We start from the raw sequence: 23,325 nt of genomic DNA, 5'->3' as shown, positions 1-23,325 counted from the left end.
CACTGAGGCAAGCCTTACCAAACCCGCACGCCCTGTTCTCCCCCGATGGGTCCCGATGCCAGCCGCTTTCCGTACCAGACGGGTCCTCGCGACCTCGGCGGCTCTCGTCGCCCTCCTCCTCGCCGTCCTGCTCAGCCTCGCCGTGGGCGCCCGCCCCGTCGCGCCGTCCACCGTCCTCGACGCCCTCCTGCACGGCGCGACCGGCACCGACGCCGACGTCGTCCGCGAGCTCCGCGTCCCCCGGACCCTCATCGGGCTGATGGTCGGCGCCGCCCTCGCGCTCGCCGGCACCACCCTCCAGGGCATCACCCGCAACCCCATCGCCGACCCCGGCATCCTCGGCATCAGCCAGGGCTCGTCGGTCGCGGTCGTCCTCGCCATCGCCTTCCTCGGCGTGCACGAGCTGAGCGGGTACGTGTGGTTCGCCTTCGCCGGCGCCGCCCTCGCCTCGGTCGCCGTCTACGCGATCGCCGCCGCCGGACGCGGCGGCGCCACGCCCGTGAAACTGGCGCTCGGCGGCGCCGCGATCAACGCGCTGCTGCTGTCCGTCACCACCGGCGTCCTCACGACCAGGGCCTCGGCGCTCGACGAGTTCCGGTTCTGGCAGATCGGCTCCCTCGACGGGCGCGACACCGAGATCGTCGGCCAGATCTGGCCCTTCCTGCTGCTCGGCGCGGTCCTCGTCCTCTCCGTGGCCCGCGGACTCGACGCGCTCGCGCTCGGCGAGGACGTCGCCAAGGGGCTCGGGCAGCGCGTCGCGACCGTACGGATCGTGGGCGGGCTCGGCGCGACCGTCCTCACCGGCGCGGCCGTCGCCGCCGCCGGGCCCGTCGCCTTCGTCGGCCTCGCCGTCCCCCACATCGCCCGCGCCGTCGTCGGCTCCGACCACCGCTGGGTACTGCCGATGGCCGCGCTCATCGGGCCGGTGATGCTGCTCGTCGCCGACGTCGCCGGACGGATCCTGTTCCCGCCGGGCGAGATCCCGGCCGGGGTGATGACCGCCCTCATCGGCGTGCCGTTCCTGGTGACCCTGGTGCGGCGGAAGGCGGTGCCCGCGTGACCACCGTGAACGTCCGGCCCGCCGGACACGGGCTCGTGCGCGCCGGACGCGGATCGTTCCTCGTCCACCGCCGCTCGGCCCTCGTCGCCGCCGGCCTCCTGCTGCTCCTGGCCGCGGCCTCGGTCGCCTACCTGTGCGTCGGAGAGAAGTCCGTCGCACCCGGCGAGGTCCTCCGGATCCTCCTCGGCGAGCCGTCGCCGTCCGCGTTCGTCGTCGAGGAGCTGCGCGAACCGCGGCTCGTCGTCGCCCTCGCCGTCGGCGCCGCCTTCGGCATCGCGGGCGGCCTCATCCAGACCGTGGCCCGCAACCCGCTCGCCAGCCCCGACATCATCGGCATCAGCCAGGGCGCCGGGGCCGTCACCGTCGCCGCGATGACCTTCGGCCTCACCTCGTACACCGTCCTGCCGTACGTCTCCATCGCCGGCGGCATCCTCGCCGCCGCCCTCGTCTACGCCTTCGCCTGGCGCGGCGGGCTCCACGCCACCCGCTTCGTCCTCATCGGCATCGGCATCGCGATCGCACTGCGGTCCCTCATCACGCTCTTCATGACGAAGGGCGACTACCTCGTCGCCCAGCAGGCCCAGATCTGGATGACGGGCTCCCTCAACGGGCGCGGCTGGGACGAGTCCGCGCCGATCCGCTGGACGCTGCTCCTGCTGCTGCCCGCCGTGCTGTGGGCGGCCCGCGCCCAGCGGACCGTCTCCCTCGACGACGACACGGCCACCGCGCTCGGCGTCCGGCTCGGCGGGGTCCGCCTCGGGCTCGTCGCCGTCGGCGTCGTCCTCGCCTCGGTGGCGACCGGCGTCGCCGGACCGGTCGACTTCGTGGCGCTGCTCGCCCCGCAGATCGCCCGCCGCATGACCCGCACCGCGCAGATCCCGCTGCTGTGCTCCGCGCTCACCGGCGCGGTGATCGTGGTCGTCGCCGACCTGCTCGGCCGGCGGCTCCTCTCCCCCGTCGAACTGCCGGTGGGCGTCCTCACCGCAGCCGTCGGCGCCCCGTACCTGATCTGGCTCATCGTCCGGAGCCGAGCCGTTGGAGGAACGTCGTGAGCAGACTGCAGGCCAGCGGGCTGACCCTCGCCTACGAGGACCGCACCGTCGTCGAGGAGCTCGACCTCGCGGTCCCCGACGGCAAGGTGACCGTGATCGTCGGCCCCAACGCCTGCGGCAAGTCCACCACCCTCCGGGCGCTCGGCCGGCTCCTCAAGCCGGCGGGCGGCGCCGTCCTCCTCGACGGGGAATCGCTGGCGAAGCTGCCGACCAAGCGCATCGCCCGCTCCATCGGCCTGCTGCCGCAGACGCCCGTCGCACCCGAGGCCATCACCGTCGCCGACCTCGTCTCCCGGGGCCGGCAGCCGCACCAGGCCTGGTGGAAGCAGTGGTCGGAGGAGGACGAGCGGGCCGTCGCCGACGCCATGGAGCGCACGGACGTCGCCGCGCTGGCCGACCGGTCCGTCGACGCGCTCTCCGGCGGGCAGCGGCAGCGGGTGTGGATCGCGATGGCCCTCGCCCAGGAGACCGACCTGCTCCTCCTCGACGAGCCCACCACCTACCTGGACATCTCCCACCAGGTGGAGGTCCTCGACCTGGTCCGCCGCCTCAACCGGCTGCGCGGCCGGACCGTCGTCCTCGTCCTGCACGACCTGAACCAGGCCGCCCGGTACGCCGACCACCTCGTCGCCATGAAGGCGGGCCGGGTGGTCGCGGAGGGCCCGCCGTCGGAGATCGTCACGACGGAGCTCGTACGGGACGTCTTCGGCCTGACGTCCGTCGTGGTCCCGGACCCGGTGACGGGCTCCCCTCTGGTGGTGCCGGGGGCGCCCTGGGGGGCCGAGGAGCCCGTGCCGTCGTAGGGCTCAGTGCCTGCGCGAGCGCCAGAGGAGGAACAGGGCCGAGGCGACCGCCGCGCCGCGCAGGACCCAGGGCCAGGTCTCGGAGACCGCCGCGCCCATCGCCTCGCCGCCCGGTGCCACCGCCTCGCCCCAGCGGCCCTCGACGCGGCCCCACAGCCAGAGGATCCCGGTCGCGGCGCTGAGGCCGGGGATCACGAGGACGGCGCCCTTGACCTCGCCCGGGGTCAGCCGTCGGGACGCGTACGCGAGGAGCCAGCCCGCCGCGAGGGCGACCAGCGAGCCGAAGACCGCCCCGCCGAGCAGGAGCAGCGCGGCGAGCAGCACGAAGGGGTTCGCGAGGCGGACACGGGGCGCCGCCGCCGGTTCGGGATCCGCCTCGGGAGCCGGGGCCGGGGCCTTGCGGAGGCGGAGGAGACGGGCGAGGCGGCGGGCCTTGCCCGGAGCCGGGGCCTCGTCCTCCTCGTCCTCCTCCTCGTCCTCCTCCGGGACGGGCGGCGCGAAGAGGTCCGGCCGCTCGATGCCGCCGACGAACCCGAAGAACCCGTCCTCGTCGGTGGGGTCGTCGGTGTCCGTCCGCCACCAGTCCGCCGCGGGGGCCGCGGGCGCGTCGGGCGCCCGGTCGTCCTGGGCCGGAATCGCGACCGACGCGCCGGAAGCCGCCCGCGGTTTTCCGGCGACGTCACGGGCCCCGCCCTCCCCCGCCCGCGGCTTCGGCACCGGCCGCCCCTCCGAGGGCCCCGCCCGGTCCACGACCTCGTCCGGGGTCCCCAGGGCCCCGAGGATGCCGCGTACCGCCGCCGGGCTCTCCTCGCCGTGCGTGGCGCGCCGCCGGTCGATCTCGTTCCGCAGCCCGGACACCAGCTTCATCCGGTCGCTCGCCGGCAGGTGCCGCTCCTGCGCCAGATCGCCGACGCGGCTCAGATAGTCGTAGACCAGACGGTCGCTCTCGATCCCCACGATGCCCCTCCACGGCCGGTTCGCCCGGTACGGCCCGACGTTAGCGCCTGGACAGCGGCTAACGTGGTCCGGATGGGGATCGGTGAGCTCGACCGGGAGGCGCACGTGCCCGAGGTAACTGGCGCCGCCGCGGCGCCCCGCACGCTCGCGGAGGCGCTCCGCGCGCGGGGCGACGAGGGGCTCTCCGCGCTGCTGCGCGCCCGCCCCGACCTGCTCAACCCCGTACCCAACGACCTGACGCAGCTGGCGACCCGCGCCGGCACGCGGGGTTCGGTGGTGCGGGCCCTGGAGCGGCTCGACCGGTTCGCGCTCCAGACGGCCGAGGCTCTCGCCGTCGCCCCCGACCCCGCCCCGTACCCCGTGCTCCTGGGGCTGCTCACCGGCGACGAGGGTGATCCGGAGATCGAGGCGGCGCTGCCGGGCGCGGTGGCACTGCTGCGCGAGCAGGCCCTGCTGTGGGGCGAGGACGACCGACTGCGGCTCGTACGGACCGCACGCGAGCTGCTCGCGCCCTCGGCGCAGCACCCTTCGCCGACCGGTCTGGGGCCGACGGTCGCGGAGGCGACGGCGGGCATGTCGCCGGGCCGGGTGCAGGAGATCATCGCGACCGCGGGGCTGACGCCGACGCACGACCCGGTGTCGGCGGTGGTGGTGCTCACGGAGCTGTTCACGGACCGGGCGCGGATGGGCCGACTCCTCGACGAGGCGTCCCCGGACGCGCTGTCCGTCCTGGACCGGCTGGTGTGGGGTCCGCCGTACGGCGAGGTGACGGCGAACCCCGCGCCCCCGGTGCGCTGGCTGCGCGACCGGGGCCTGCTGCTCCCGGTGTCGGCGCGGACGATGGTGCTGCCGCGCGAGGTGGCGCTGCACCTGCGGGGCGGCCGGGCGCACCGCCGCCCGGAGCCGGTGGCGCCGGTCCTGAGGGTGGCGCGCGACTACCGTCCCCAGGTTGTGGACAGCGCCGCCGCCGGGCAGGCGCACGCGGCGCTCGCGACCGTCGAGGAGCTCCTGAAGTCCTGGGACCAGGGCGGTCCGCAGGTGCTGCGGGCGGGCGGGATGTCCGTACGGGACCTCAAGAAGACCGCGGCGGCCCTGGACGTGACGGAGCAGCTCGCCGCGTTCTGGCTGGAGCTGTGCTTCGGGGCGGGGCTGCTCGCCTCGGACGGCGAGGCGGACGAGCGGTACGCACCGACGCCCGCCTACGACGACTGGCTCGACCTGCCCCCCGCCGAACGCTGGGCACGGATCGTCGCGCCCTGGCTCACGGCGACCCGGACGGCCGGCCTGGTGGGCGGCGCGGACGCGAAGGGCCGCACGCTCGCCGTGCTCGGCCCGGACCTGGACCGCGCGCCCGCGCCCGAGGTCCGGCACCGGGTACTGGAGCTCCTCGCGACGCTCCCGCCGGGCGCGGCGGCGGACCCGGAGTCGCTGTTCGCGCGGCTGCGCTGGGAGCGGCCGCCGCGGGGCGCCGCACAGACGGCCCCGCAGCGGCCGGCGGCGCCGGGGCAGACGTCCGCGTCCGCACCCGGTGCGGGTTCGGCCCCCGGCGCGGGCTCCGGCCCGGCGGCCGGCGGCTTCGGCGCGACGGCCGACGGCTTCGCGGCACCCGGGTACGGCCCCGACCTCCCCGGTGACCTGCGGTCGCGGCTCGCCCGCTGGACGCTCGCCGAGGCCGAACTGCTCGGGCTGACGGGCCGGGGCGCACTCGCCGGCCCCGCCCGGGCGCTGCTCAACCTCCCCCTGGCGGAGGCCGCCGCCCCCGCCGACCACGGGGGCCGCGTCGAACTGTCGGTGGCCGCCGGACGGGCCGCGACCCTGCTCGCGCCGCTGCTCCCCGAGGCCGTCGACCACGTGCTGCTCCAGGCCGACCTGACGGCCGTCGCGCCCGGGCCGCTTCGGCGGCCGCTGGCCGACGCGCTGGCGGTCCTGGCGGACGTGGAATCGAAGGGTGGCGCGACGGTCTACCGGTTCACGCCCGGTTCCGTACGGCGCGCGCTGGACTCCGGGCGGTCGGCGTCCGACCTGCACGACTTCCTCACGGCGCACTCCCGCACGCCCGTGCCGCAGCCGCTCGCGTACCTGATCGACGACGTGGCCAGGAGACACGGCCACCTGCGGATCGGGGCGGCCTCCGCGTACGTGCGCTGCGACGACGACACCGTCCTCGGCGAGATCCTGGCCGACCGGCGCTCCGCCCCCCTGGGCCTGCGCCGGCTCGCGCCGACGGTGCTCGCCGCGCAGGCGGACCCGGCGTCGCTCCTCGAGGGGCTTCGGTCGATGGGGTACGCCCCGGCCGCCGAGTCCGCCGAGGGCGACGTCCTGGTCACCCGCGCCGACGCGTACCGCACCCCGGCCCGCACGGCCCCGGTGCCCGTCCCCGACGGCCCGCCGGCCCCCGACACCACCCTGCTCGGCGCGGCGGTGAAGGCGATCCGGGCGGGCGACCGGGCGGCGACGGCGGTACGGAAGGAACCCGCGGCCCCCGTGGCGGCGACGGGCGGCCTGCCGCGCACCTCGGCCGCCGAGACCCTGGCCACCGTCCAGGCCGCCGCGATGACCGGCTCGGCCGTCTGGATCGGCTACGTGAACGCGGAGGGCGCGGCGAGCCAGCGCGTCATCGCCCCGGTGCGCGTCGAGGGCGGCTTCGTGACGGGCTACGACCACACGGCCGACGAGGTCCGCACGTACCCCCTGCACCGCATCACCGGCGTCGCGGAACTGGCGGACGACCAGGTGTAGCGGGTACCCCGCCGACCAGACCGGCCCCCGACCCTGCCCACCGGCGCCCCGGATCGGGCAGACTGGAGGATTGGCCGTCGTCGGAGCGGCCCGGGAAGGACCGATCGCACGTGAATGGGCCACTCATCGTCCAGAGCGACAAAACGCTGCTCCTGGAGGTCGACCACGAGCTCGCCGAGGCCTGCCGGCGGGCCATCGCGCCGTTCGCGGAGCTGGAGCGGGCGCCGGAGCACATCCACACGTACCGGGTGACGCCGCTGGGTCTGTGGAACGCGCGGGCCGCCGGGCACGACGCCGAGCAGGTCGTCGACGCGCTCGTCGAGTACTCGCGCTACCCCGTGCCGCACGCGCTGCTCGTCGACATCGCCGAGACCATGGCCCGGTACGGGCGGCTGACGCTCTCCAAGCACCCCACGCACGGGCTCGTGCTGACGTCGACCGACCGGCCCGTCCTGGAGGAGATCCTCCGGTCGAGGAAGGTGCAGCCGCTGGTCGGGGAGCGGATCGACGCGGACACCGTCGTCGTGCACCCCTCCGAGCGCGGGCAGATCAAGCAGACGCTGCTGAAGCTGGGCTGGCCGGCCGAGGACCTCGCCGGGTACGTCGACGGGGAGGCGCACCGGATCGACCTGGCCGAGGACGGCTGGGCGCTGCGCCCGTACCAGAAGCAGGCCGTCGACGGCTTCTGGCACGGCGGCTCCGGGGTCGTCGTGCTGCCCTGCGGCGCGGGCAAGACGCTGGTCGGGGCCGGGGCGATGGCCCAGGCCAAGGCGACGACGCTCATTCTCGTCACGAACACCGTGTCCGCCCGGCAGTGGAAGCACGAGCTGGTGAAGCGGACCTCGCTGACCGAGGACGAGATCGGCGAGTACAGCGGGACGCGGAAGGAGATCCGGCCGGTCACCATCGCCACGTACCAGGTGCTGACGACGAAGCGGAAGGGGATCTATCCCCATCTGGAGCTCTTCGACTCCCGCGACTGGGGCCTCATCGTGTACGACGAGGTGCACCTGCTGCCGGCGCCGGTCTTCAAGTTCACCGCCGACCTCCAGGCCCGCCGGCGCCTCGGGCTCACCGCGACGCTCGTGCGCGAGGACGGGCGGGAGTCCGACGTGTTCTCGCTGATCGGGCCGAAGCGCTTCGACGCGCCGTGGAAGGAGATCGAGGCGCAGGGGTACATCGCGCCCGCCGACTGCGTCGAGGTCCGCGTGAACCTGACCGACGCGGAGCGGCTCGCGTACGCGACGGCCGAGGCGGAGGAGAAGTACCGCTTCTGCGCGACGACGGCGACGAAGCGGAAGGTGACGGAGGCGCTGGTCAAGAAGTTCGAGGGCCAGCAGATCCTCGTCATCGGGCAGTACATCGACCAGCTGGACGAGCTCGGCGAGCACCTGGACGCCCCGGTGATCAAGGGCGAGACGTCGAACGCGCAGCGCGAGAAGCTGTTCGACGCGTTCCGCAACGGCGAGATCCACGTGCTCGTCGTGTCGAAGGTCGCGAACTTCTCGATCGACCTGCCGGAGGCGACGGTCGCGATCCAGGTCTCGGGCACCTTCGGCTCCCGGCAGGAGGAGGCACAGCGCCTGGGCCGGGTGCTGCGCCCGAAGGCGGACGGTCACCAGGCGCACTTCTACTCGGTGGTCGCGCGGGACACGATCGACCAGGACTTCGCGGCCCACCGCCAGCGCTTCCTGGCGGAACAGGGCTACGCGTACCGGATCGTCGACGCGGACGAGCTGCTGGGGTCCTGAGGGTCAGTCCCGCACACGGCCGATGTGCCCGGGGCGGGGGTCGCGGACTCCCGCCCCCGGCGGGCCGTAGTCGCCCAGAAGGGCTACCGCGGCCGCCGCGCCGCCGAAGGCGCGTATCGCGCGGACGGCCGTCGCGAGGCGGTGGGGGCGGGGGACGGTGGTCACGAGGGTGAAGGTCGTCGCTGCCATGCCTCCATCATGGAATCCGGACATTGCGGATACATCGGCCTGGGGGTGGAACCGGGGTCCGTCTCGCGTCGGATCCCGTCCCCTAGGGGCAGTGACCGTTCGCCCCGCCGCGCGACCGGAGTTACACTTGCCGGCTTCCCCCGCTTCCCGTTCGTGGAGCGCCGCCGTCCGGTCGGAAACCGGCGGCCACCTTGTCGTGTCCGCGTATCCACCTGCCCGGAGGCTTCACCGTGTCCGTTTCCGACCCCCTCGCGCGCGAGCGCGCCCATCTGACCTCCTCCCGGGCCGCGCTCCGCGCGATGCGCGAGGACGTCGAGGCGCTCGACATCAAGGACGTCACCGCGAACTGGGTCAACTCCCTGGTGCTCGGCCGCCAGATCGAGGACCGGATCAAGGCGCTCGCCGACCTCGCGGACACCCCGCTCTTCTTCGGGCGGCTCGACTACCTGCACACCACGCAGGAGGGCCAGCGCTTCTACATCGGCCGGCGGCACGTCCACGACGCCGACGGCGACCCGATGGTGATCGACTGGCGTGCGCCGGTCTCGCAGCCGTACTACCAGGCGTCGAAGAAGGACCCGCAGGACGTCGGCCTGCGGCGCCGTTTCGGGTACACGGGCGGCGACCTCACCGCCTACGAGGACGAGCACCTCTCCGACCCGGAGGAGCTGGAGCACACCAGCCGGCTGCTCCAGGCCGAGATCGAGCGGCCGCGCGTCGGCCCCATGCGGGACATCGTCGCCACGATCCAGCCCGAGCAGGACGGCATCGTCCGCTCCGACCTGTCGGGGACCGTGTGCGTGCAGGGAGGCCCGGGGACCGGCAAGACCGCCGTGGGTCTGCACCGTGTCGCCTATCTGCTGTACGCGCACCGGGAGCGCCTCGCCCGCACCGGCACCCTCGTCATCGGGCCGAACCGCTCCTTCCTGCACTACATCGAGCAGGTCCTGCCCGCGCTCGGTGAGCTGGAGGTGCAGCAGGCGACGGTCGACGACCTCGTCGCGCACGTCGAGGTGCGGGGCACGGACGAGGCGCCGACGGCCGTCGTGAAGGGCGACGCGCGGATGGCGGAGGTGCTGCGGCGCGCTGTCCGTTCGCACGTGACGCTGCCGACGGAGCCCCTGATGGTGGTCCGCGGTTCGCGGCGGTGGCGGGTCCCCGCGTACGAACTGGAGCAGATGGTACGGGAGTTGCTCGACCGCGACATCCGGTACGGCGCCGCCCACGAGGCCCTCCCCCAGCGCATCGCGCACGCCGTCCTGGTCCGGATGGAGGAGGCCGGCGAGGCCCCCGACGACCGCGTGCAGAACGCGGTCGCGCGGAACACGGCGGTGAAGGCCGTCGTGAAGCAGTGCTGGCCGCCCGTCGAGCCCGCGAAGCTGGTCCTGCGGCTCCTGAGCGACGCCGACTTCCTCGCCGCGCACGCCGAGGGGCTGCTCACCGAGGACGAGCAGAAGCTGCTGCTCTGGGCGAAGCCGGCGCGGAGCGTGAAGGCGGCGAAGTGGTCGGCGGCCGACGCCGTCCTCATCGACGAGACGAAGGACCTGGTCGAGCGGACGCACTCGCTCGGGCACGTGGTCCTCGACGAGGCGCAGGACCTGTCCCCCATGCAGTACCGGGCGGTGGGCCGCCGCTGCACGACCGGTTCGGCGACCGTCCTGGGCGACCTGGCGCAGGGCACCACGCCGTGGGCGACGGAGAGCTGGGCGCAGGCGCTCGGGCACCTGGGGAAGCCGGAGGCGGTGGTGGAGGAGCTGACCGCCGGATTCCGTGTGCCGCGCGAGGTCATCGCGTACGCCTCGCGGCTCCTTCCGCACATGTCGCCGGGGCTCGCGGCGGTGGAGTCGGTCCGGGAGAACCCGGGCTCGCTGGCCGTCCGCCGCACGGAGGACCTGGACGCGGACACCGTCGCCGCCTGCGTCGAGGCGCTGGTGCACGAGGGCTCCATCGGCCTGATCGCCGCCGACGCGCGGATCGCGCCGCTCGCGGAGGCGCTGACGGCGGCCGGCCTGGCGTACCTCTCCCCCGGCGAGGAGACGACGGCCGAGTCCCGGCTGACGCTGGTCCCGGCCTCGCTCGCGAAGGGTCTGGAGTACGACTACGTGGTCCTGGACGAGCCGGCGGCGGTCGTCGACGGCGAACCGGACGAGCGAACGGGCCTGCGGCGGCTGTATGTGGCTCTGACGCGTGCCGTGTCCGGTCTGACGGTCGTTCACTCGGCCCCGATCCCCGAGCAGTTGGGCGCGCTGTGAGCCGCGTCGGGTCCCTCCACCACGTCGAACTGTGGGTGGGCGACCTGGCGCGGGCCGAGCGGAGCCTCGGCTGGCTGCTCGGGGCCCTGGGGTACGCCCCCTTCCAGTCCTGGGAGGGCGGCCGCAGCTGGGCGCTCGGCTCCTGCTACCTGGTCGTGGAGCAGTCCCCGGCCCGCACGTCGGACCGCCACGACCGGCTCCGGCCGGGCCTCAACCACCTGGCCTTCCACGCGGGCGACCGGGCGGCCGTCGACGCCCTCGCCGCCGAGGCGCCGGCGCACGGCTGGCGGCTGATGTTCGCCGACCGGCATCCGTACGCGGGCGGCGAGGGCGTCTACGCGGCGTACCTGGAGAACGAGGACGGGTTCGAGGTGGAATTGGTGGCGGCCTGACGCCGGGGGGCCTCGGGCCGCCGGACCGCCGGGGGGCCTCGGACCGATGCGGGTCCGACGCCCGGTGCGGGTCACACGCCCGGTGGTCTCAGGCCCGTACCGCCTCCGCCCGCTCCCGGTCCTCGGCCGTGCTCATCTCCGGGGTCGGGCGGGTGAAGCCCCGGGTGAGCCACAGGAGGTACGCGAACCCGGCGGCGAGCCAGCATCCGCGTTCCGGCTGGCCGGGGAGGAGGGCGCCGCAGGCCTCACCATGCGACGGCTCGCCCAGGCCCTCGACCTCGACGTGACCGCGCTCTACCGGCTCTTCCGCGACAAGGACGAACTGCTGCTCGCCCTCTGCGAGCGCACCATCGAGCTCGCCCTCGACGAGATCGGCGAGGTGCCCGGGGCGGAGCCCTGGCAGGACACGGTGCGCCGGATCGCCGAGGCGACCTGGCGGGTCCAGACCCTCTACCCGGGGATCACCGCCCTGACCTTCGCCCGCACGACCGGCGGCCCGGCCGAGCGGCGCATGGTGGAGCTGCTGCTCGGGGCGTTCACGCGCTCGGGGCTCGACCCGGGGCGGGCCGCGCTGTTCTACCGGACCTTCGTCGACACCGCGCTCGGCCTCTGCGCGCACGCCGCCGCGCTCAGCGCGCTGAACCCCGAGATCCGCGCCAAGGACGACACCACCTGGACCCGCATCTACGCCCGGCTCCCGGAGGCGGACTACCCGGAGACCCGCGCCCACGCCGAGGCGCTGACCGCCGTGCACCAGAAGGCGGTGTACGACACGGCGGTGGAGGCGGTCCTGGCGGCGACCGCGCAGGCGGCGCGGGGCTAGACCGTCGCCGCGTACTCGGCGCGGGGCTAGACCGTCGCCGCGTACTCGGCGAGGGCCTCCGTGCGGCTGCGGCGGGCGATCCCGGCGAGGACCGGGTTCGTCTCCCGGTAGTAGTGCTCGGTCACCAGGCCCCAGACCAGCGCCCAGCCCCGGCCGCGCGCCCAGGTGGCGTCGTCGACCCGGGCGGCCTCGCGGAAGAGGGGGCGGGTGTCGGCGGTGAGCAGCGTCCAGGCGGGCATGGTGTCGCAGGCGGGGTCGCCCGTGCCGAGGGCGCCGAAGTCGATGACGGCGGCGAGGCGGCCGTCGCGGCCGAGGAGGTTGCCCGGCAGGAGGTCTCCGTGGACCCAGACGGGCGGACCGTCCCACTGCGGGAGCCGGAGCACGGACTCCCAGGCGGCGGTGGCGAGTTCCGCGTCGACGGTGCCCTCGGCGCCGAGGTCCCGGAGGGCGGGCCCCATGGCGCCGTCCTCCCAGCGCGTGACCGGACCGCCCCGCGAGGAGGCGGGCCCGCCGGTGGTGTCGACCGCGCGCAGGGAGCGGCCGAACCGCCCCAACTCCACTGCGGTGTGGGCGAGATCGCCGAGCGGCGCGTCGTACGCGTCGTCGCCGTCGAGCCACGCGAACACCGACCAGGCGTGGCCGTACCCCTCCCCGGGCACGCCCCGCCCGACGGGCACGGGCACGGGCAGGGTCAGATGCGGCGCGAGGTGCGGCAGCCAGCGCTGTTCCTTCTCGGCCTGACCGGCGGCCCAGTCGGCCTTCGGCAGCCGTACGGCGAACTCGTCGCCGAGCCGGAACATGGCGTTGTCGGTGCCGGCGGAGTCGACCTCCCGTACGGGAAGCCCTGCCCAGTCGGGGAACTGGGCGGCGATCAGCCGCTCGACGAGGGTGGCGTCGATGTCCGTGGAGGTCATGCGCGCGAGGCTAGCGATCAAGCATCCTGCGGGCCACGGGATTTCGGCTCCTTCGGCCTGTCCAGGACGAGATCGCCCGCTCGGGCGAGGACCTCGGCGCGGGTGCGGCCCCGGTGGTCGGCGGCGAGGAAGTGGTGGCCGATGGCCACGCAGAAGGCGAGGAGGGAGCGGGCCTCGACCTCGTCGGGGTCGGTGCAGAAGGTGCCGATCATCTCGCGGAGCAGGCCCATGCGCCGGTTGTCGACCCGGCGCAGGCGGGCGGCGACGGCCTCGTCGCGGCGGGCCCAGTCGCGGACGGCGAGGTCGATGGGGCGGAGCCGGTCGCCGGAGAAGGTGAGCATGCCGGCGAGCGTGATGAGGGCCTTGGGGTCGCCGTCCGGATCCTGTCTGACCCGCTCGACGACCTGGTCGGCGGCCTCCCGCTCCCAGGTGTCGAGCATGGCGGCGAGGAGGGCGTCGCGGTCGGCGAAGTACCCGTAGAAGCCGCCCTTGGTGACGCCGAGCCGCTTCGCGAGGGCCTCGACGCGAACGGCGTCGGGCCCGCCGTCGGCGAGAACGGTCAGCCCCTCCTCGACCCATCGTTCGCGCGGTGTGCGTGCGGTGCCCACGGTGTGTCCCTCCTCACTCGGCGCCCGAATATACGCCTCCGTATATCCGATCTGGCATCGTTGACCTCGTAGGTGTACGCAAGCGTATAGAGCGCAGGGGAAAGGCGGCAGCGGTCATGAGACTTCCCGTCGGCGAGCACACCGGTCGGCCGTGGCGGATCCACGAGTACGCCCCCGACTTCACGACCCTGGACGTCTGGTCCTTCCGCACCCCGGGCGCCGGGCCCGACGACTTCCCCGTGATGCTCGCCGCGATGCAGGCGGACGGCGGCTTCGCCCGGCAGTCCCCGGCCACCCGGTTCCTGTTCGCGGTGCGCTGGAGGCTCGGCGCCCTCCTCGGCTGGGACAAGCCCCAGGCCGGCCTCGGCACCCGGGTCCGGCCGGTGCGCGAGCGCATGCCGGAGGAACTGACGTCGACGGCGCCTCCCGCGCCCGACGGCGGCCCGTTCACGCCCCTCTACCAGCTCCACGACGAGAGCGCCGGCGAGCTGGCGAACTCGACCGTCCACGGGATCATGCACCTGGGCTGGGTGCGGACGCCCGGAGGCGACCACGAACTGCGCATGGCGGTCCTGGTGAAGCCCAACGGCCGCTCGGGCCGCCTCTACATGGCCCTGATCGCCCCGTTCCGCCACCTCATCGTCTACCCGTCACTGACCCGCCGCTGGGAATCCGCCTGGCGAAACCGCGCCCGACTGCCCGGACAGTGACCGACCGGACAGCGGCAGCGGCGCTTCCCCGGCGGCGGCGACCCCGGCCGTGACGCGGCCGAGGCGTTCGCGCGCGGGCGTCCCGTACCGCGGGCCTGACGCCGTGGCGGGAGGGGGCCGCGCGGGAAGCGGGCGGCGGCCCCCGTCGCCGGGCTACGCGTCGATCGCCGCGCGCCAGGTGCGGACCGCCTCCGCCGAGACCGGGGCCGTCCAGCCCTGGGGGCGGGCCGCTCCGCCGATGTGGAAGGCGGTGAGGCCGGCCGCGCGGAGGGTCGGGAGGTGGTCGAGGCGGAGGCCGCCGCCCACCAGGATCCGGGGCTCGTAGCCGGGCTCGCCCGTGCGGGCGGCCTCGGCCGCGAGGGTGGCGAGGCCGTCGTCGACGCCGGTGGCGGCGCCGGCCGTCAGGTAGGTGTCGAGCCCGGGCAGGTCGGCGAGGCGCTTGCGGAGCCCGCCGCGGTCGGCGGCGCGGTCGATCGCCCGGTGGAAGGTCCAGCGGCAGCCGTCCAGGACGGCGACGAGCCGCTCGACGGCGACCAGGTCGGGCTCGCCGTCGGCCGTGAGGAAGCCGAGGACGAACTCGTCCGCGCCCGCCGCGCGCAGCTCCTGGGCCCGCCCGACCAGGGCGTCGACGTCGCCGGCCGCGAAGCCGTCGGCGAGGCGGAGCATCACGCGCAGCGGGATGTCGACGGCGGCGCGGATGGCGGCGAAGGAGGCCGTGGACGGGGTGAGGCCGTCGGCCGCCATGTCCGTGACGAGTTCGAGCCGGTCGGCGCCACCGGTCTGGGCAGCGACCGCGTCTTCCTCGTCGAGGGCGATCACCTCAAGGACTGCACGGTTGCTGCTCATCGAGCCCATTCCTCCATGAATGACGGCTACAGGTCTAGTCCAATGTCCAGACTAGCCGTGCGCGTGGCCTCCCGCATCGTGCCCCGCCTCACCCGTCCCGCTCGCCACCGGCGCCGGCGCCTTGCCCGGGGTACCCGCCGTCACCGTGAAGGACGCCGTCCGGACCTTGCCCTCGTGCTGGAAGTCGAGGAACAGGCGGTACGTGCCCGCGCTGGGCGCCGTCGCCGTGAAGGAGACGTCCGGGCCGGGGCCGCCCTCGTTCGGGTGGACGTGGAGGTAGGCCAGGTCGCCGTCGCGCAGGGCGACGAGGTGGCCGTACGCGCCGAGGTACGGCTCCAGGTCCGTGACGGGCTTTCCGGCCTTGGTGACGGTGAGGCGCAGCTCGCCCGCCTTGCCCGGGTCCAGGACTCCGCCGAGGCGGACCTGGTAGCCGTCGACCGTCGCCGTCGGGGCGGCCGCGGGCAGCGGCTTCGGGGCGTAGGCGCCGGGGACGGAGAGGTCCGCGCCCAGCGTGATGCCCTGCGCGCCCTTCACGGCGGGCTTGAAGTCGGCGAAGGCCTTGTAGCCACCGGCCGCCGGCAGGTCCGCGTCCACCGACCAGGTGCCGTCGGCGGCCTTCACGGGGTGCAGGTGACGGAAGGTGTTGAGGTCGCGCGAGGCGACGATGAAGTGCAGTTCCTTGCCGTGCTCGGTGGTGAAGGCGGTGACCTTCCTGCCGGCCGCGTCCTTGATGGCGAACTTCAGGGTGGTCCGGCCGACGGCGGGCTTCGGGGTCTCCAGGGCCAGGGTGTAGCCGTCCTGGGAGATCTGGAGGCCCCCCGGGAGGGACGAGGCTGCCGTGGTCGCGCCCTCCTCGTGGCCCGCGTGGCCGTCGGCCCCCTTCTTCTGCGGCTCCTGCGCCGCATGGTCGCCGTGCTCCGCCTTCGTCGGCTCCTCGACGGGGCCGACCCCCTTGCCGACCCCGTACGCGGTCCCGAAGGTCGCGGCGAGCGCGGCGGCAAAGGCAGTGATCTTCACTCCGGTGTTCATGACTGCTCTCCCGTACGTGGGTGGCGTGGCATTCCTGCGTCCGATGCACTTCACCATACCCCTGGGGGGTATCAAGTCAAGCCGGGTCCGACACTTGCGCCGGATACCACCGGGGGGTATACATGGACTCACAACCGGATACCCCCCGAGGGTATCGCCAGTGGAACCGACCGAGGAGGAAGCCATGGGCTCCTGCTGCACCCCCGACAACAGCTGCTCGACCACCACGGAGACCGCCGCCGTCGCGGTCGCCGAGAGCACCGTCACCGTCTACGCCGTCTCCGGCATGACGTGCGGCCACTGCCGGACCGCGATCACCAAGTCCGTCAGCGCCCTGGACGGCGTCATCTCCGTCGCCGTCGACGTCGACGGCGGCCTGGTGACCGTGACCACCGGCGGCGAGCCCGACGACGCCGCGATCACCGCGGCCGTCGACGACGCGGGCTACGAGCTGACCGGCCGCGCCTGATCCGCCGCCGGGCAGACCACCCCACCGGCGTCCCCCGTCCCGGTACCCGACGGTCCGCCCGGCCGGCGGACAGCGCCCGCACCACCCCGGCCGCCGGGGCCCGACCTCCCCCAAGCCCTCGGCTTCGCTCGACAGGGGGACCACCACGCCCGGGCCCCGGCCCCCGAACCCGCAGAACCGAGGAGCAGGAAATGACCACGACCACTCCGGGCACCGCCCAGGTCGAGCTCGCCATCGGCGGCATGACCTGCGCCTCGTGCGCGGCCCGCATCGAGAAGAAGCTCAACCGCATGGACGGGGTCGAGGCCACCGTCAACTACGCCACCGAGAAGGCGAAGGTCACCTTCGACGCCGACATCGACGTCGCCGACCTGATCGCCACCGTCGAGGCCACCGGCTACACCGCCCAGGAGCCCGCGCCCCCGAAGACCGACGAGAACGACGGCGGCCCCACCGACGAGGAGAAGGCCGACGAGGAGCTGCGGCCCCTCAGGCAGCGGCTGATCACCGCCGTCTCGCTCGCCGTGCCCGTCATCGCGATGGCGATGATCCCGGCCCTGCAGATCGAGTACTGGCAGTGGCTGAGCCTCACGCTCGCCGCGCCGGTCGTCGTCTACGCCGCCTGGCCCTTCCACAAGGCCGCCTGGACGAACGCCAGGCACGGCGCGGCCACCATGGACACCCTGATCTCGGTCGGCACGATCGCCGCGTTCCTCTGGTCGCTGTGGGCGCTGTTCTTCGGCACGGCCGGCACGCCCGGCATGACGCACCCCTTCGAGTTCACGATCGCCCGCACCGACGGCGCCGGGAACATCTACCTGGAGGCCGCGGCCGGCGTCACCGCCTTCATCCTGGCCGGCCGGTACTTCGAGGCCCGCTCGAAGCGCAAGGCGGGCGCCGCGCTCAAGGCGCTGATGCAGCTGGGCGCGAAGGAGGTGACCGTCCTCAAGAACGGCCGCGAGGTCACCGTACCGACCGCCGAACTCCAGGTGGGGGACCGCTTCCTGGTCCGTCCGGGCGAGAAGATCGCCACCGACGGCACCGTCGTCGAGGGCTCCTCGGCCGTCGACGCCTCGATGCTGACCGGTGAGTCCGTGCCCGTCGAGGTCTCCGCCGGCGACTCCGTCACCGGCGCCACCCTGAACGCCGGCGGACGCCTGGTCGTCGAGGCCACCCGCGTCGGCTCCGACACCCAGCTCGCCCGGATGGCGAAGCTCGTCGAGGACGCCCAGAACGGCAAGGCAGCCGCCCAGCGCCTCGCCGACCGGATCTCGGCCGTCTTCGTGCCGATCGTCATCGCCCTCGCGCTCGGCACCCTCGGCTTCTGGCTGGGTACGGGACAGGGCCTGACCGCCGCCTTCACCGCCGCCGTCGCCGTCCTGATCATCGCCTGCCCCTGCGCCCTCGGCCTGGCCACCCCGACCGCCCTCATGGTCGGCACCGGCCGCGGCGCCCAGCTCGGCATCCTCATCAAGGGCCCCGAGGTCCTGGAGACCACCCGCAAGGTCGACACGATCGTCCTCGACAAGACCGGCACCGTCACCACCGGCCGGATGACCCTCATCAAGGTCCACACCGCCGCCGGTACGGACGAGACCGACGTCCTGCGCCTGGCCGGCGCCCTGGAGCACTCCTCCGAGCACCCCATCGCCCAGGCCGTCGCCACCGGCGCCGCCGCGAAGGTGGGCACCCTGCCCACCCCCGAGGACTTCGCCAACATCCCCGGGCTCGGCGTCCAGGGCGTCGTCGACGGCCACGCCGTCCTCGTCGGCCGGGAGAAGCTGCTCCAGGAGTGGGCCATGGAGCTCACCCCGTCCCTCAAGGCCGCCAAGGACGCCGCCGAGAAGGCCGGCAAGACCGCCATCGCGGTCGCCTGGGACGGCGAGGCCCGCGCGGTCCTGGAGGTCGCCGACGCCGTCAAGGAGACCAGCGCCGAGGCCATCAGGCGGCTGCGCGCCCTCGGGCTCACCCCGATCCTGCTCACCGGTGACAACAAGGCGGTCGCCGAGGCCGTCGCCGCCGAGGTCGGCATCGGCGAGGTCATCGCCGAGGTCATGCCGCAGGACAAGGTCGACGTCGTCAAGAGGCTCCAGGTCGAGGGGCGTTCGGTCGCCATGGTCGGCGACGGCGTGAACGACGCCGCCGCGCTCGCCCAGGCCGACCTGGGCCTGGCGATGGGCACGGGCACGGACGCCGCCATCGAGGCCGGCGACCTGACCCTCGTACGGGGAGACCTGCGGGCCGCGGCCGACGCGATCCGGCTCTCCCGCAAGACGCTCGGCACCATCCGCTCGAACCTCTTCTGGGCCTTCGCCTACAACGTGGCCGCCCTGCCGCTCGCCGCGGCCGGACTGCTCAACCCGATGATCGCGGGCGCGGCCATGGCCTTCTCCTCGGTCTTCGTGGTCGGCAACAGCCTCCGCCTGCGGGGCTTCCAGGCCGCCGACCGCTGACGAACCCCCTTCCGCGCCCATCTCCGAGGAGCCCGCAATGGCCGGTTACGGACAGCACAAGGAAGACATCATCAGACGCCTGAGGCGCATCGAGGGCCAGGTCAGGGGTGTGCAGCGGATGGTCGACGAGGACGTCTACTGCATCGACGTCCTCACCCAGGTCTCCGCCATCAACGCGGCCCTCCAGTCCTGCGCGGTGGCCCTCCTGGACGAGCACCTGAGCTGCTGCGTCACGGAGGCCATCGCGCAGGGCGGGGACCAGGCGAAGGTGAAGGTGGGCGAGGCGTCCAAGGCCATCGCCCGGCTGATCCGGACGTGACGACGTGACGTGACGTGACGAGGTACCGAAGCAGTGTCAACCGCTCTTGCGTGAAGGGCAGTCGGCGGACAGCGTGAGGCTCAGCCTGAGACAGAGGCCGAGCAGTGACCGGAGGAGCACCAGCTCCACCGATCCGGGCACGCCGGAGTCGCAGACCTTCGCGCAGGAGCGGTTCTTCATGAGGGTCGACATCCTGCCACCGTACCCCTAGGGGGTATACCTGGGAGGGTGGAACGGCCCGTACGATGAGCGCCGCCCGCAAGGGGAGGGGATGCACGTGCGCCGGCTGGGAGAGCTGGAGGCCGAGATCATGGACCGACTGTGGGCCTGGGAGCGGCCCGCCACGGTCCGCGAGATCGTCGACGACATCAATCGGGGACGCCGGGTCGCCTACACGACGGTGATGACGGTGGCGGACATCCTGCACCGCAAGGGCTGGCTCCGCCGCGAGAAGTCCGGACGGGCCTGGCTGTACGAGCCGGTGCGCGGCCGCGAGGAGTACACCGCGGGCCTGATGCGGGACGCCCTCGGCGACAGCCAGGACCGCCCGGCCGCCCTCCTCCGCTTCGTCGAGGTCATCTCGGACGAGGACATGGCCGCCCTCGACGCGGCCCTCCGCGCCGCCCGCGGCGACCAGGGCACGCACCCCGGCGAGGGCACGCGCCCGGGCCGGGGCGCCCACCACGGCGAGGCGCCCCACCCCGGCGAGGCGACCCGCCCCGGGGGCGGGGCGCGTCCCGCGAACGGGGCCGGCGCGTGAACCACCACGTCCTCGTCCCGCTCGGACTCGTGCTCCTCACCGGCTTCGCCGTGCCCCTACTGGTGTCCCGGGCCCGCTGGGCGCAGCAGGTGCCCCGGCTCGCGCTCGCCGTCTGGGCCGCCTGCGGCGCCGGTTTCACGGCCGCGGCCGCGCTGCTGCCCGCCCAGCTGGTCCTGTCGGCCGACAGCAGTCACCGCCTGGCGGACATGATGTTCACGCTCCGGCCGCCCACGCCCGACCAGCTCCTGCACCTGGACGGGCGGGAACGGTTCGCGTTCTCCCTCTCGCTCCTCGTCCTGTCGGTGCCCGCCGTCGCGTTCGTCCGCCGCCTCGCCAGGGCCCGGCGGATGCGGACGCGCCACGCGGGGGTGCTGCGGCTCGTCGGACGGTACGACCCCGCGCTGCGGGCCACCGTCCTCGACGACGACCGGCCGGCCGTCTACTGCCTGCCGGGCCGCTCCCGCCGGGTCGTCGTCTCCTCGGGCGCGGTGCACACCCTGACCCCCGCCCAGCTCGCGGCGGCCCTCGCGCACGAGCGGGCGCACATCGCGGGGCGTCACCACCTCCTGGTCGCGGCGGCGGAGGCCTTCGCGGCCGTCTTCCCGCGCCTCCCGCTCGCGCGCCACGGCGGGTCCGCCGTACCGCTGCTGCTCGAAATGGCCGCGGACGACCGGGCGTTGCGCCGGTGCACCCGGGACGCGCTCGCAACCGCTCTGTACGCGCTGGCCTCGGGCCGGGCGCCGCGGTCGGCGTTCGCCGCGGGCGGGCCGTCGGCGGCGCTGCGGATGCGGCGCATCCTCACCCCGTACAGCGCCGGACACCCCGTGCTGCGCGGGCTGCTCACGATCGCGGCGGCGGCCCTCGCCATGGCCCCCTTGATCGTCGCCTGCTGCTCGTTCCCGCTGTAATCGTGAACACCGTTATTTACTAAGCGAATTCGTAGATTTCGCATCGGTCACGGACTGCGGAATGCGCCGCTATTGTGGGTACGTTGGGGCTCGGACTCGGCACGTCGAAGGGTGCAAAACCAATGCAGCTCGCTGGCGTTCGTACGGCAGCGGCCGGCGACGCGACGACGATATCCAGACTGCTTGCCGACATCATCCGGAGCAGCTACGCCGGAATACTGGACGAAATCCCGATGCGCCGGCTGATCTCGGCCCAATGCGCACTCCCCCGCATACGCGCGGAAATTGAAATTCCGGGGGGCGCGCCCGGATGGCTCGGCTGGCTGGTCGCCACGGACGCGGAGGGCACGGTCGTGGGCGTGGCCGCCGGCGGCGTCCCGGTCCCGGGCGAGGGCGAGGTGTACGCGCTCGCGGTGGAGCCCGGTGCGCGCCGCACCGGGGTCGGTACGGCCCTGCTCGCCGCCGCGACCGAGCGGATGCGCGGCTACGGCGCCCGGGAGCAGCGGGTGGAACTCCCCGCGGAGGCCGACCCGGCGCTCCCCTTCTACTCCCACCTGGGCTTCGCGGCCCTCTCCCCGAGACGGTGGAGCAGACCGCTCTCCTGACGCCGACCGCTCTCCTCCGGCACACCGTGGCAGATCCACGCCATCGCGTGTTCACGCAGCCCGATCCGGTGGATCGGGGTTCGCTCCCCAGGTCAGGATGGCTTCAGCGGCGCGGGCCCGGCGGCACGGGTACCTCGTCCGGACGGCATGGACCGAGCGAGCCCCTGGAGGAGCGATGCACACACCGAGCGGCACTTCCCTGCCCGTCGTGCCCGCAGCGCTCGCTCCGGTCCTGCCGTCCCGATACGGCCCCGCGCGGGAGCCCGCCCCGGGCGCCGGGATCCGGGTCACCGCCGACACCCTCCCCGGGCTCGAATCGCTCGCCCCCGCCGACGAGAACTCCGTCTGGCTGCACGACGCCCTGCTCGGCCCGCACAGCGCGGACATCGTCCGCTACCTCAGCCTCGCCCGCTCCACCGGCGGACCCGTCCTCGACCTCGGCTCCGGCGCCGGGCGGCTCGCCGTCCCGTTCGCCCGGCACGGCTTCGCCGTGGAAGCCGTGGACCGGGACGCCTCGGCCCTGGAGCGCCTCGACCGCTGGGCCCGCAGGATCGGGCCGCAGGTGGCCGGGCTCGTCGTCACGCACCGCGCGGAGCTCACCGGGCTCCGACTCGAAGGCCGCTACCGGCTCGCGCTCCTCGCGGGCGCCATGGTCGCCGCCGTCCCGCCGGCCGGGCGGCCGGAGCTGCTGCGCGAGGTCGCCGCCCATCTGGAGGCGGGCGGGGCGCTCGCCCTCGACTACACCGCGCACCAGCTGCCGGGCCTGATCGCGGAGCCGCAGCGGACCTGGGCCTTCCAGGTGCCCCGCTTCGACGGCATCGACGAGTGGGTGGTGGCACGGCAGGTCTTCGACCTGACGTCGATGAGCGAGCGGATCACGTACTACGCGGCCAGGACCGGCAAGCTCTCCTCGGAGCGGGTGGTGCTGACCACCGACAAGTGGATCGTCGACCCCGAGCGGCTCGCGGCCGAGCTGCACTCGGCGGGGCTGCACATCGAGGGCCGGCGACGGCACCGGATCGACGACCGGACCGAGTCCGTCCTCCTCGTGTGCAGGACGGATGACTGACGCGTACGGGCGACGGACGGCCGAAGAGAGTCTGCCGAGGTTGACGAGCAAGAGGTACGATGCCCACAAAAGTTTGAGCCGACCAGGTGGCGGGCGGAGAAGATGGCAGTCGTGGAAGAGCTGACGGGCCGCGAGGCGGTGATCCAGCGCCTGCGCGATGTCGGGCTGCGGGTCACGGGTCCGCGCCTGGAGGTGCTCACGGTGCTCGCCGCCGGCGGCCATCTGGACGTCGAGGCGATCACCACGACGGCCCGCGAGCGGCTCGGCACGCTGACCAGCCAGGCCGTGTACGAGATGCTGCGGCACTTCCAGGAGACCGGTCTGGTCAGCAAGTTCGACCGGCCCGGCCTGCCCGCTGTCTTCGAGATCTCCGGACCGGCCCACCAGCACGCCCTGTGCACCTCGTGCGGCCGGGTGGAGAACGTGTCCGCGACCGCGCCCGAGCCGCCCCGGGGCGCCCTGCCGAAGTGGCGGGTGGACGACGCGGAGGTCGTCTTCAAGGGTCTGTGCCCCGACTGCCGGGCGGACGCCCCCGCCGTCTGAGGCGTGGTCAACTCCGTGCGTGTCGTTCGAATGTGTGGCAGGGTCTAGCGGGGCGATTCAACAGGGTCCGCGTG

23 protein-coding genes and 1 pseudogene are annotated in these 23,325 nt (G+C 74.1%); 17 read left to right on the top strand and 7 right to left on the bottom strand.

Annotated features, from left to right (window positions below; genetic code table 11):
- The first annotated feature begins 55 nt into the window (after positions 1 to 55).
- From ACN9MM_RS22200 to ACN9MM_RS22190, 3 genes are read left to right on the top strand one after another with little or no spacing between them, the layout of a single operon-like run.
- Entirely contained in the window at positions 56 to 1,060 is a 1,005-nt protein-coding gene (locus ACN9MM_RS22200; protein WP_426365283.1) for a FecCD family ABC transporter permease, read from the top strand.
- Entirely contained in the window at positions 1,057 to 2,112 is a 1,056-nt protein-coding gene (locus tag ACN9MM_RS22195) for a FecCD family ABC transporter permease (RefSeq protein ID WP_426365281.1), read from the top strand. Before ACN9MM_RS22200 ends, ACN9MM_RS22195 begins: the two co-directional genes overlap by 4 nt.
- A complete protein-coding gene (locus tag ACN9MM_RS22190; protein WP_426365280.1) occupies positions 2,109 to 2,915 on the top strand; it encodes an ABC transporter ATP-binding protein in 807 nt (268 codons plus the stop codon). The genes ACN9MM_RS22195 and ACN9MM_RS22190 overlap by 4 nt, the downstream gene beginning before the upstream one ends.
- A 3-nt stretch (positions 2,916 to 2,918) precedes the next feature.
- Here the strand turns inward: ACN9MM_RS22190 and ACN9MM_RS22185 are convergent, their stop codons facing one another.
- Positions 2,919 to 3,872, bottom strand: a complete 954-nt coding sequence (locus ACN9MM_RS22185; RefSeq protein WP_426365279.1) for a hypothetical protein — start codon at positions 3,870 to 3,872, stop codon at positions 2,919 to 2,921.
- A gap of 72 nt (positions 3,873 to 3,944) precedes the next feature.
- Between ACN9MM_RS22185 and ACN9MM_RS22180 the strand changes: the two genes are divergently transcribed.
- Both ACN9MM_RS22180 and ACN9MM_RS22175 read left to right on the top strand, forming a co-directional pair.
- Positions 3,945 to 6,611, top strand: a complete 2,667-nt coding sequence (locus ACN9MM_RS22180; RefSeq protein ID WP_426365278.1) for a helicase-associated domain-containing protein — start codon at positions 3,945 to 3,947, stop codon at positions 6,609 to 6,611.
- Positions 6,612 to 6,721: 110 nt separating this feature from the next.
- Positions 6,722 to 8,362: a DNA repair helicase XPB gene (locus ACN9MM_RS22175; RefSeq protein ID WP_426365277.1), complete on the top strand. Its 1,641-nt coding sequence runs from the start codon at positions 6,722 to 6,724 to the stop codon at positions 8,360 to 8,362.
- Positions 8,363 to 8,365: 3 nt separating this feature from the next.
- On the opposite strand, the gene ACN9MM_RS22170 is transcribed toward ACN9MM_RS22175, so the two are convergent.
- Positions 8,366 to 8,551, bottom strand: coding sequence for a hypothetical protein (locus ACN9MM_RS22170; RefSeq protein ID WP_426365275.1), 186 nt, complete (start codon positions 8,549 to 8,551; stop codon positions 8,366 to 8,368).
- 230 nt (positions 8,552 to 8,781) lie between these two features.
- On the opposite strand from ACN9MM_RS22170, the gene ACN9MM_RS22165 reads away from it, so the two are divergent.
- From ACN9MM_RS22165 to ACN9MM_RS22155, 3 genes are all read left to right on the top strand, one after another.
- Entirely contained in the window at positions 8,782 to 10,803 is a 2,022-nt protein-coding gene (locus ACN9MM_RS22165; RefSeq protein WP_426365274.1) for a HelD family protein, read from the top strand.
- The gene (locus ACN9MM_RS22160) at positions 10,800 to 11,195 is read left to right on the top strand and encodes a VOC family protein (protein ID WP_426365273.1); all 396 of its coding nucleotides are present in this window, start codon (positions 10,800 to 10,802) and stop codon (positions 11,193 to 11,195) included. The genes ACN9MM_RS22165 and ACN9MM_RS22160 overlap by 4 nt, the downstream gene beginning before the upstream one ends.
- Before the next feature lie 250 nt (positions 11,196 to 11,445).
- Positions 11,446 to 12,018, top strand: a complete 573-nt coding sequence (locus tag ACN9MM_RS22155) for a TetR/AcrR family transcriptional regulator (RefSeq protein WP_426365272.1) — start codon at positions 11,446 to 11,448, stop codon at positions 12,016 to 12,018.
- Between the two features lie 26 nt (positions 12,019 to 12,044).
- Here the strand turns inward: ACN9MM_RS22155 and ACN9MM_RS22150 are convergent, their stop codons facing one another.
- The gene (locus ACN9MM_RS22150) at positions 12,045 to 12,932 is read right to left on the bottom strand and encodes an aminoglycoside phosphotransferase family protein (protein ID WP_426365271.1); all 888 of its coding nucleotides are present in this window, start codon (positions 12,930 to 12,932) and stop codon (positions 12,045 to 12,047) included.
- A 17-nt stretch (positions 12,933 to 12,949) separates the two neighbouring features.
- Complete coding sequence (locus ACN9MM_RS22145; RefSeq protein WP_426365270.1) at positions 12,950 to 13,540, bottom strand: TetR/AcrR family transcriptional regulator; 591 nt, start codon at positions 13,538 to 13,540, stop codon at positions 12,950 to 12,952.
- A 116-nt stretch (positions 13,541 to 13,656) separates the two neighbouring features.
- On the opposite strand from ACN9MM_RS22145, the gene ACN9MM_RS22140 reads away from it, so the two are divergent.
- Entirely contained in the window at positions 13,657 to 14,250 is a 594-nt protein-coding gene (locus tag ACN9MM_RS22140) for a DUF2867 domain-containing protein (protein ID WP_426365269.1), read from the top strand.
- Positions 14,251 to 14,403: 153 nt separating this feature from the next.
- Here the strand turns inward: ACN9MM_RS22140 and ACN9MM_RS22135 are convergent, their stop codons facing one another.
- On the bottom strand, positions 14,404 to 15,096 hold the full coding sequence (locus tag ACN9MM_RS22135; protein ID WP_426365268.1) for a copper homeostasis protein CutC: 693 nt from the start codon (positions 15,094 to 15,096) through the stop codon (positions 14,404 to 14,406).
- A 51-nt stretch (positions 15,097 to 15,147) separates the two neighbouring features.
- Positions 15,148 to 16,125 carry a hypothetical protein gene (locus ACN9MM_RS22130; RefSeq protein ID WP_426365266.1) on the bottom strand — a complete coding sequence of 326 codons (978 nt, stop codon included), beginning with the start codon at positions 16,123 to 16,125 and terminating at the stop codon, positions 15,148 to 15,150.
- A gap of 184 nt (positions 16,126 to 16,309) precedes the next feature.
- Here ACN9MM_RS22130 and ACN9MM_RS22125 point away from each other — a divergent pair, with 184 nt between their 5' ends.
- The 3 genes from ACN9MM_RS22125 (at position 16,310) to ACN9MM_RS22115 (ending at position 19,366) form a co-directional block, all read left to right on the top strand.
- Positions 16,310 to 16,594 (top strand): heavy-metal-associated domain-containing protein, encoded by a 285-nt coding sequence (locus tag ACN9MM_RS22125; RefSeq protein ID WP_426368798.1) that lies wholly within the window; start codon positions 16,310 to 16,312, stop codon positions 16,592 to 16,594.
- A 191-nt stretch (positions 16,595 to 16,785) separates the two neighbouring features.
- Complete coding sequence (locus ACN9MM_RS22120) at positions 16,786 to 19,047, top strand: heavy metal translocating P-type ATPase (RefSeq protein ID WP_426365265.1); 2,262 nt, start codon at positions 16,786 to 16,788, stop codon at positions 19,045 to 19,047.
- Between the two features lie 37 nt (positions 19,048 to 19,084).
- Positions 19,085 to 19,366 carry a metal-sensitive transcriptional regulator gene (locus ACN9MM_RS22115; protein ID WP_015035316.1) on the top strand — a complete coding sequence of 94 codons (282 nt, stop codon included), beginning with the start codon at positions 19,085 to 19,087 and terminating at the stop codon, positions 19,364 to 19,366.
- Positions 19,367 to 19,402: 36 nt separating this feature from the next.
- Here ACN9MM_RS22115 and ACN9MM_RS22110 read toward each other — a convergent pair whose 3' ends face one another.
- Entirely contained in the window at positions 19,403 to 19,558 is a 156-nt protein-coding gene (locus ACN9MM_RS22110; protein ID WP_382867967.1) for a hypothetical protein, read from the bottom strand.
- Positions 19,559 to 19,643: 85 nt separating this feature from the next.
- Between ACN9MM_RS22110 and ACN9MM_RS22105 the strand changes: the two are divergent.
- The 5 genes and pseudogenes from ACN9MM_RS22105 to ACN9MM_RS22085 all read left to right on the top strand — a co-directional run.
- A pseudogene (locus ACN9MM_RS22105) lies at positions 19,644 to 19,991 on the top strand (BlaI/MecI/CopY family transcriptional regulator); the annotation flags it as partial.
- Between the two features lie 131 nt (positions 19,992 to 20,122).
- On the top strand, positions 20,123 to 21,034 hold the full coding sequence (locus ACN9MM_RS22100) for a M56 family metallopeptidase (RefSeq protein ID WP_426365264.1): 912 nt from the start codon (positions 20,123 to 20,125) through the stop codon (positions 21,032 to 21,034).
- A 233-nt stretch (positions 21,035 to 21,267) separates the two neighbouring features.
- Positions 21,268 to 21,639, top strand: a complete 372-nt coding sequence (locus tag ACN9MM_RS22095) for a GNAT family N-acetyltransferase (protein WP_426365263.1) — start codon at positions 21,268 to 21,270, stop codon at positions 21,637 to 21,639.
- Between the two features lie 208 nt (positions 21,640 to 21,847).
- A complete protein-coding gene (locus tag ACN9MM_RS22090) occupies positions 21,848 to 22,708 on the top strand; it encodes an SAM-dependent methyltransferase (RefSeq protein ID WP_426365261.1) in 861 nt (286 codons plus the stop codon).
- A 102-nt stretch (positions 22,709 to 22,810) separates the two neighbouring features.
- A complete protein-coding gene (locus tag ACN9MM_RS22085; RefSeq protein WP_383693242.1) occupies positions 22,811 to 23,251 on the top strand; it encodes a Fur family transcriptional regulator in 441 nt (146 codons plus the stop codon).
- Positions 23,252 to 23,325 lie beyond the last annotated feature (74 nt).

The sequence above is a fragment of the Streptomyces sp. E-08 genome (genome assembly GCF_049913095.1).
Taxonomy (GTDB): Bacteria; Actinomycetota; Actinomycetes; order Streptomycetales; family Streptomycetaceae; genus Streptomyces.
The sequence above is the reverse complement of the archived record's forward strand: the minus strand, read 5'-3'. Positions and strand labels throughout refer to the sequence as shown.

Bases quoted from the DNA above. Each gene is read 5' to 3' on its own strand.
- ACN9MM_RS22200 (WP_426365283.1), top strand. From the start codon at position 56: ATGCCAGCCGCTTTCCGTACCAGACGGGTCCTCGCGACCTCGGCGGCT.
- ACN9MM_RS22180 (WP_426365278.1), top strand. From the start codon at position 3,945: ATGGGGATCGGTGAGCTCGACCGGGAGGCGCACGTGCCCGAGGTAACT.
- ACN9MM_RS22170 (WP_426365275.1), bottom strand. From the start codon at position 8,551: ATGGCAGCGACGACCTTCACCCTCGTGACCACCGTCCCCCGCCCCCAC.
- ACN9MM_RS22155 (WP_426365272.1), top strand. From the start codon at position 11,446: ATGCGACGGCTCGCCCAGGCCCTCGACCTCGACGTGACCGCGCTCTAC.
- ACN9MM_RS22150 (WP_426365271.1), bottom strand. From the start codon at position 12,932: ATGACCTCCACGGACATCGACGCCACCCTCGTCGAGCGGCTGATCGCC.
- ACN9MM_RS22140 (WP_426365269.1), top strand. From the start codon at position 13,657: ATGAGACTTCCCGTCGGCGAGCACACCGGTCGGCCGTGGCGGATCCAC.
- ACN9MM_RS22135 (WP_426365268.1), bottom strand. From the start codon at position 15,096: ATGAGCAGCAACCGTGCAGTCCTTGAGGTGATCGCCCTCGACGAGGAA.
- ACN9MM_RS22130 (WP_426365266.1), bottom strand. From the start codon at position 16,125: ATGAACACCGGAGTGAAGATCACTGCCTTTGCCGCCGCGCTCGCCGCG.
- ACN9MM_RS22125 (WP_426368798.1), top strand. From the start codon at position 16,310: ATGGGCTCCTGCTGCACCCCCGACAACAGCTGCTCGACCACCACGGAG.
- ACN9MM_RS22120 (WP_426365265.1), top strand. From the start codon at position 16,786: ATGACCACGACCACTCCGGGCACCGCCCAGGTCGAGCTCGCCATCGGC.
- ACN9MM_RS22115 (WP_015035316.1), top strand. From the start codon at position 19,085: ATGGCCGGTTACGGACAGCACAAGGAAGACATCATCAGACGCCTGAGG.
- ACN9MM_RS22110 (WP_382867967.1), bottom strand. From the start codon at position 19,558: ATGTCGACCCTCATGAAGAACCGCTCCTGCGCGAAGGTCTGCGACTCC.
- ACN9MM_RS22095 (WP_426365263.1), top strand. From the start codon at position 21,268: ATGCGCCGGCTGATCTCGGCCCAATGCGCACTCCCCCGCATACGCGCG.
- ACN9MM_RS22085 (WP_383693242.1), top strand. From the start codon at position 22,811: ATGGCAGTCGTGGAAGAGCTGACGGGCCGCGAGGCGGTGATCCAGCGC.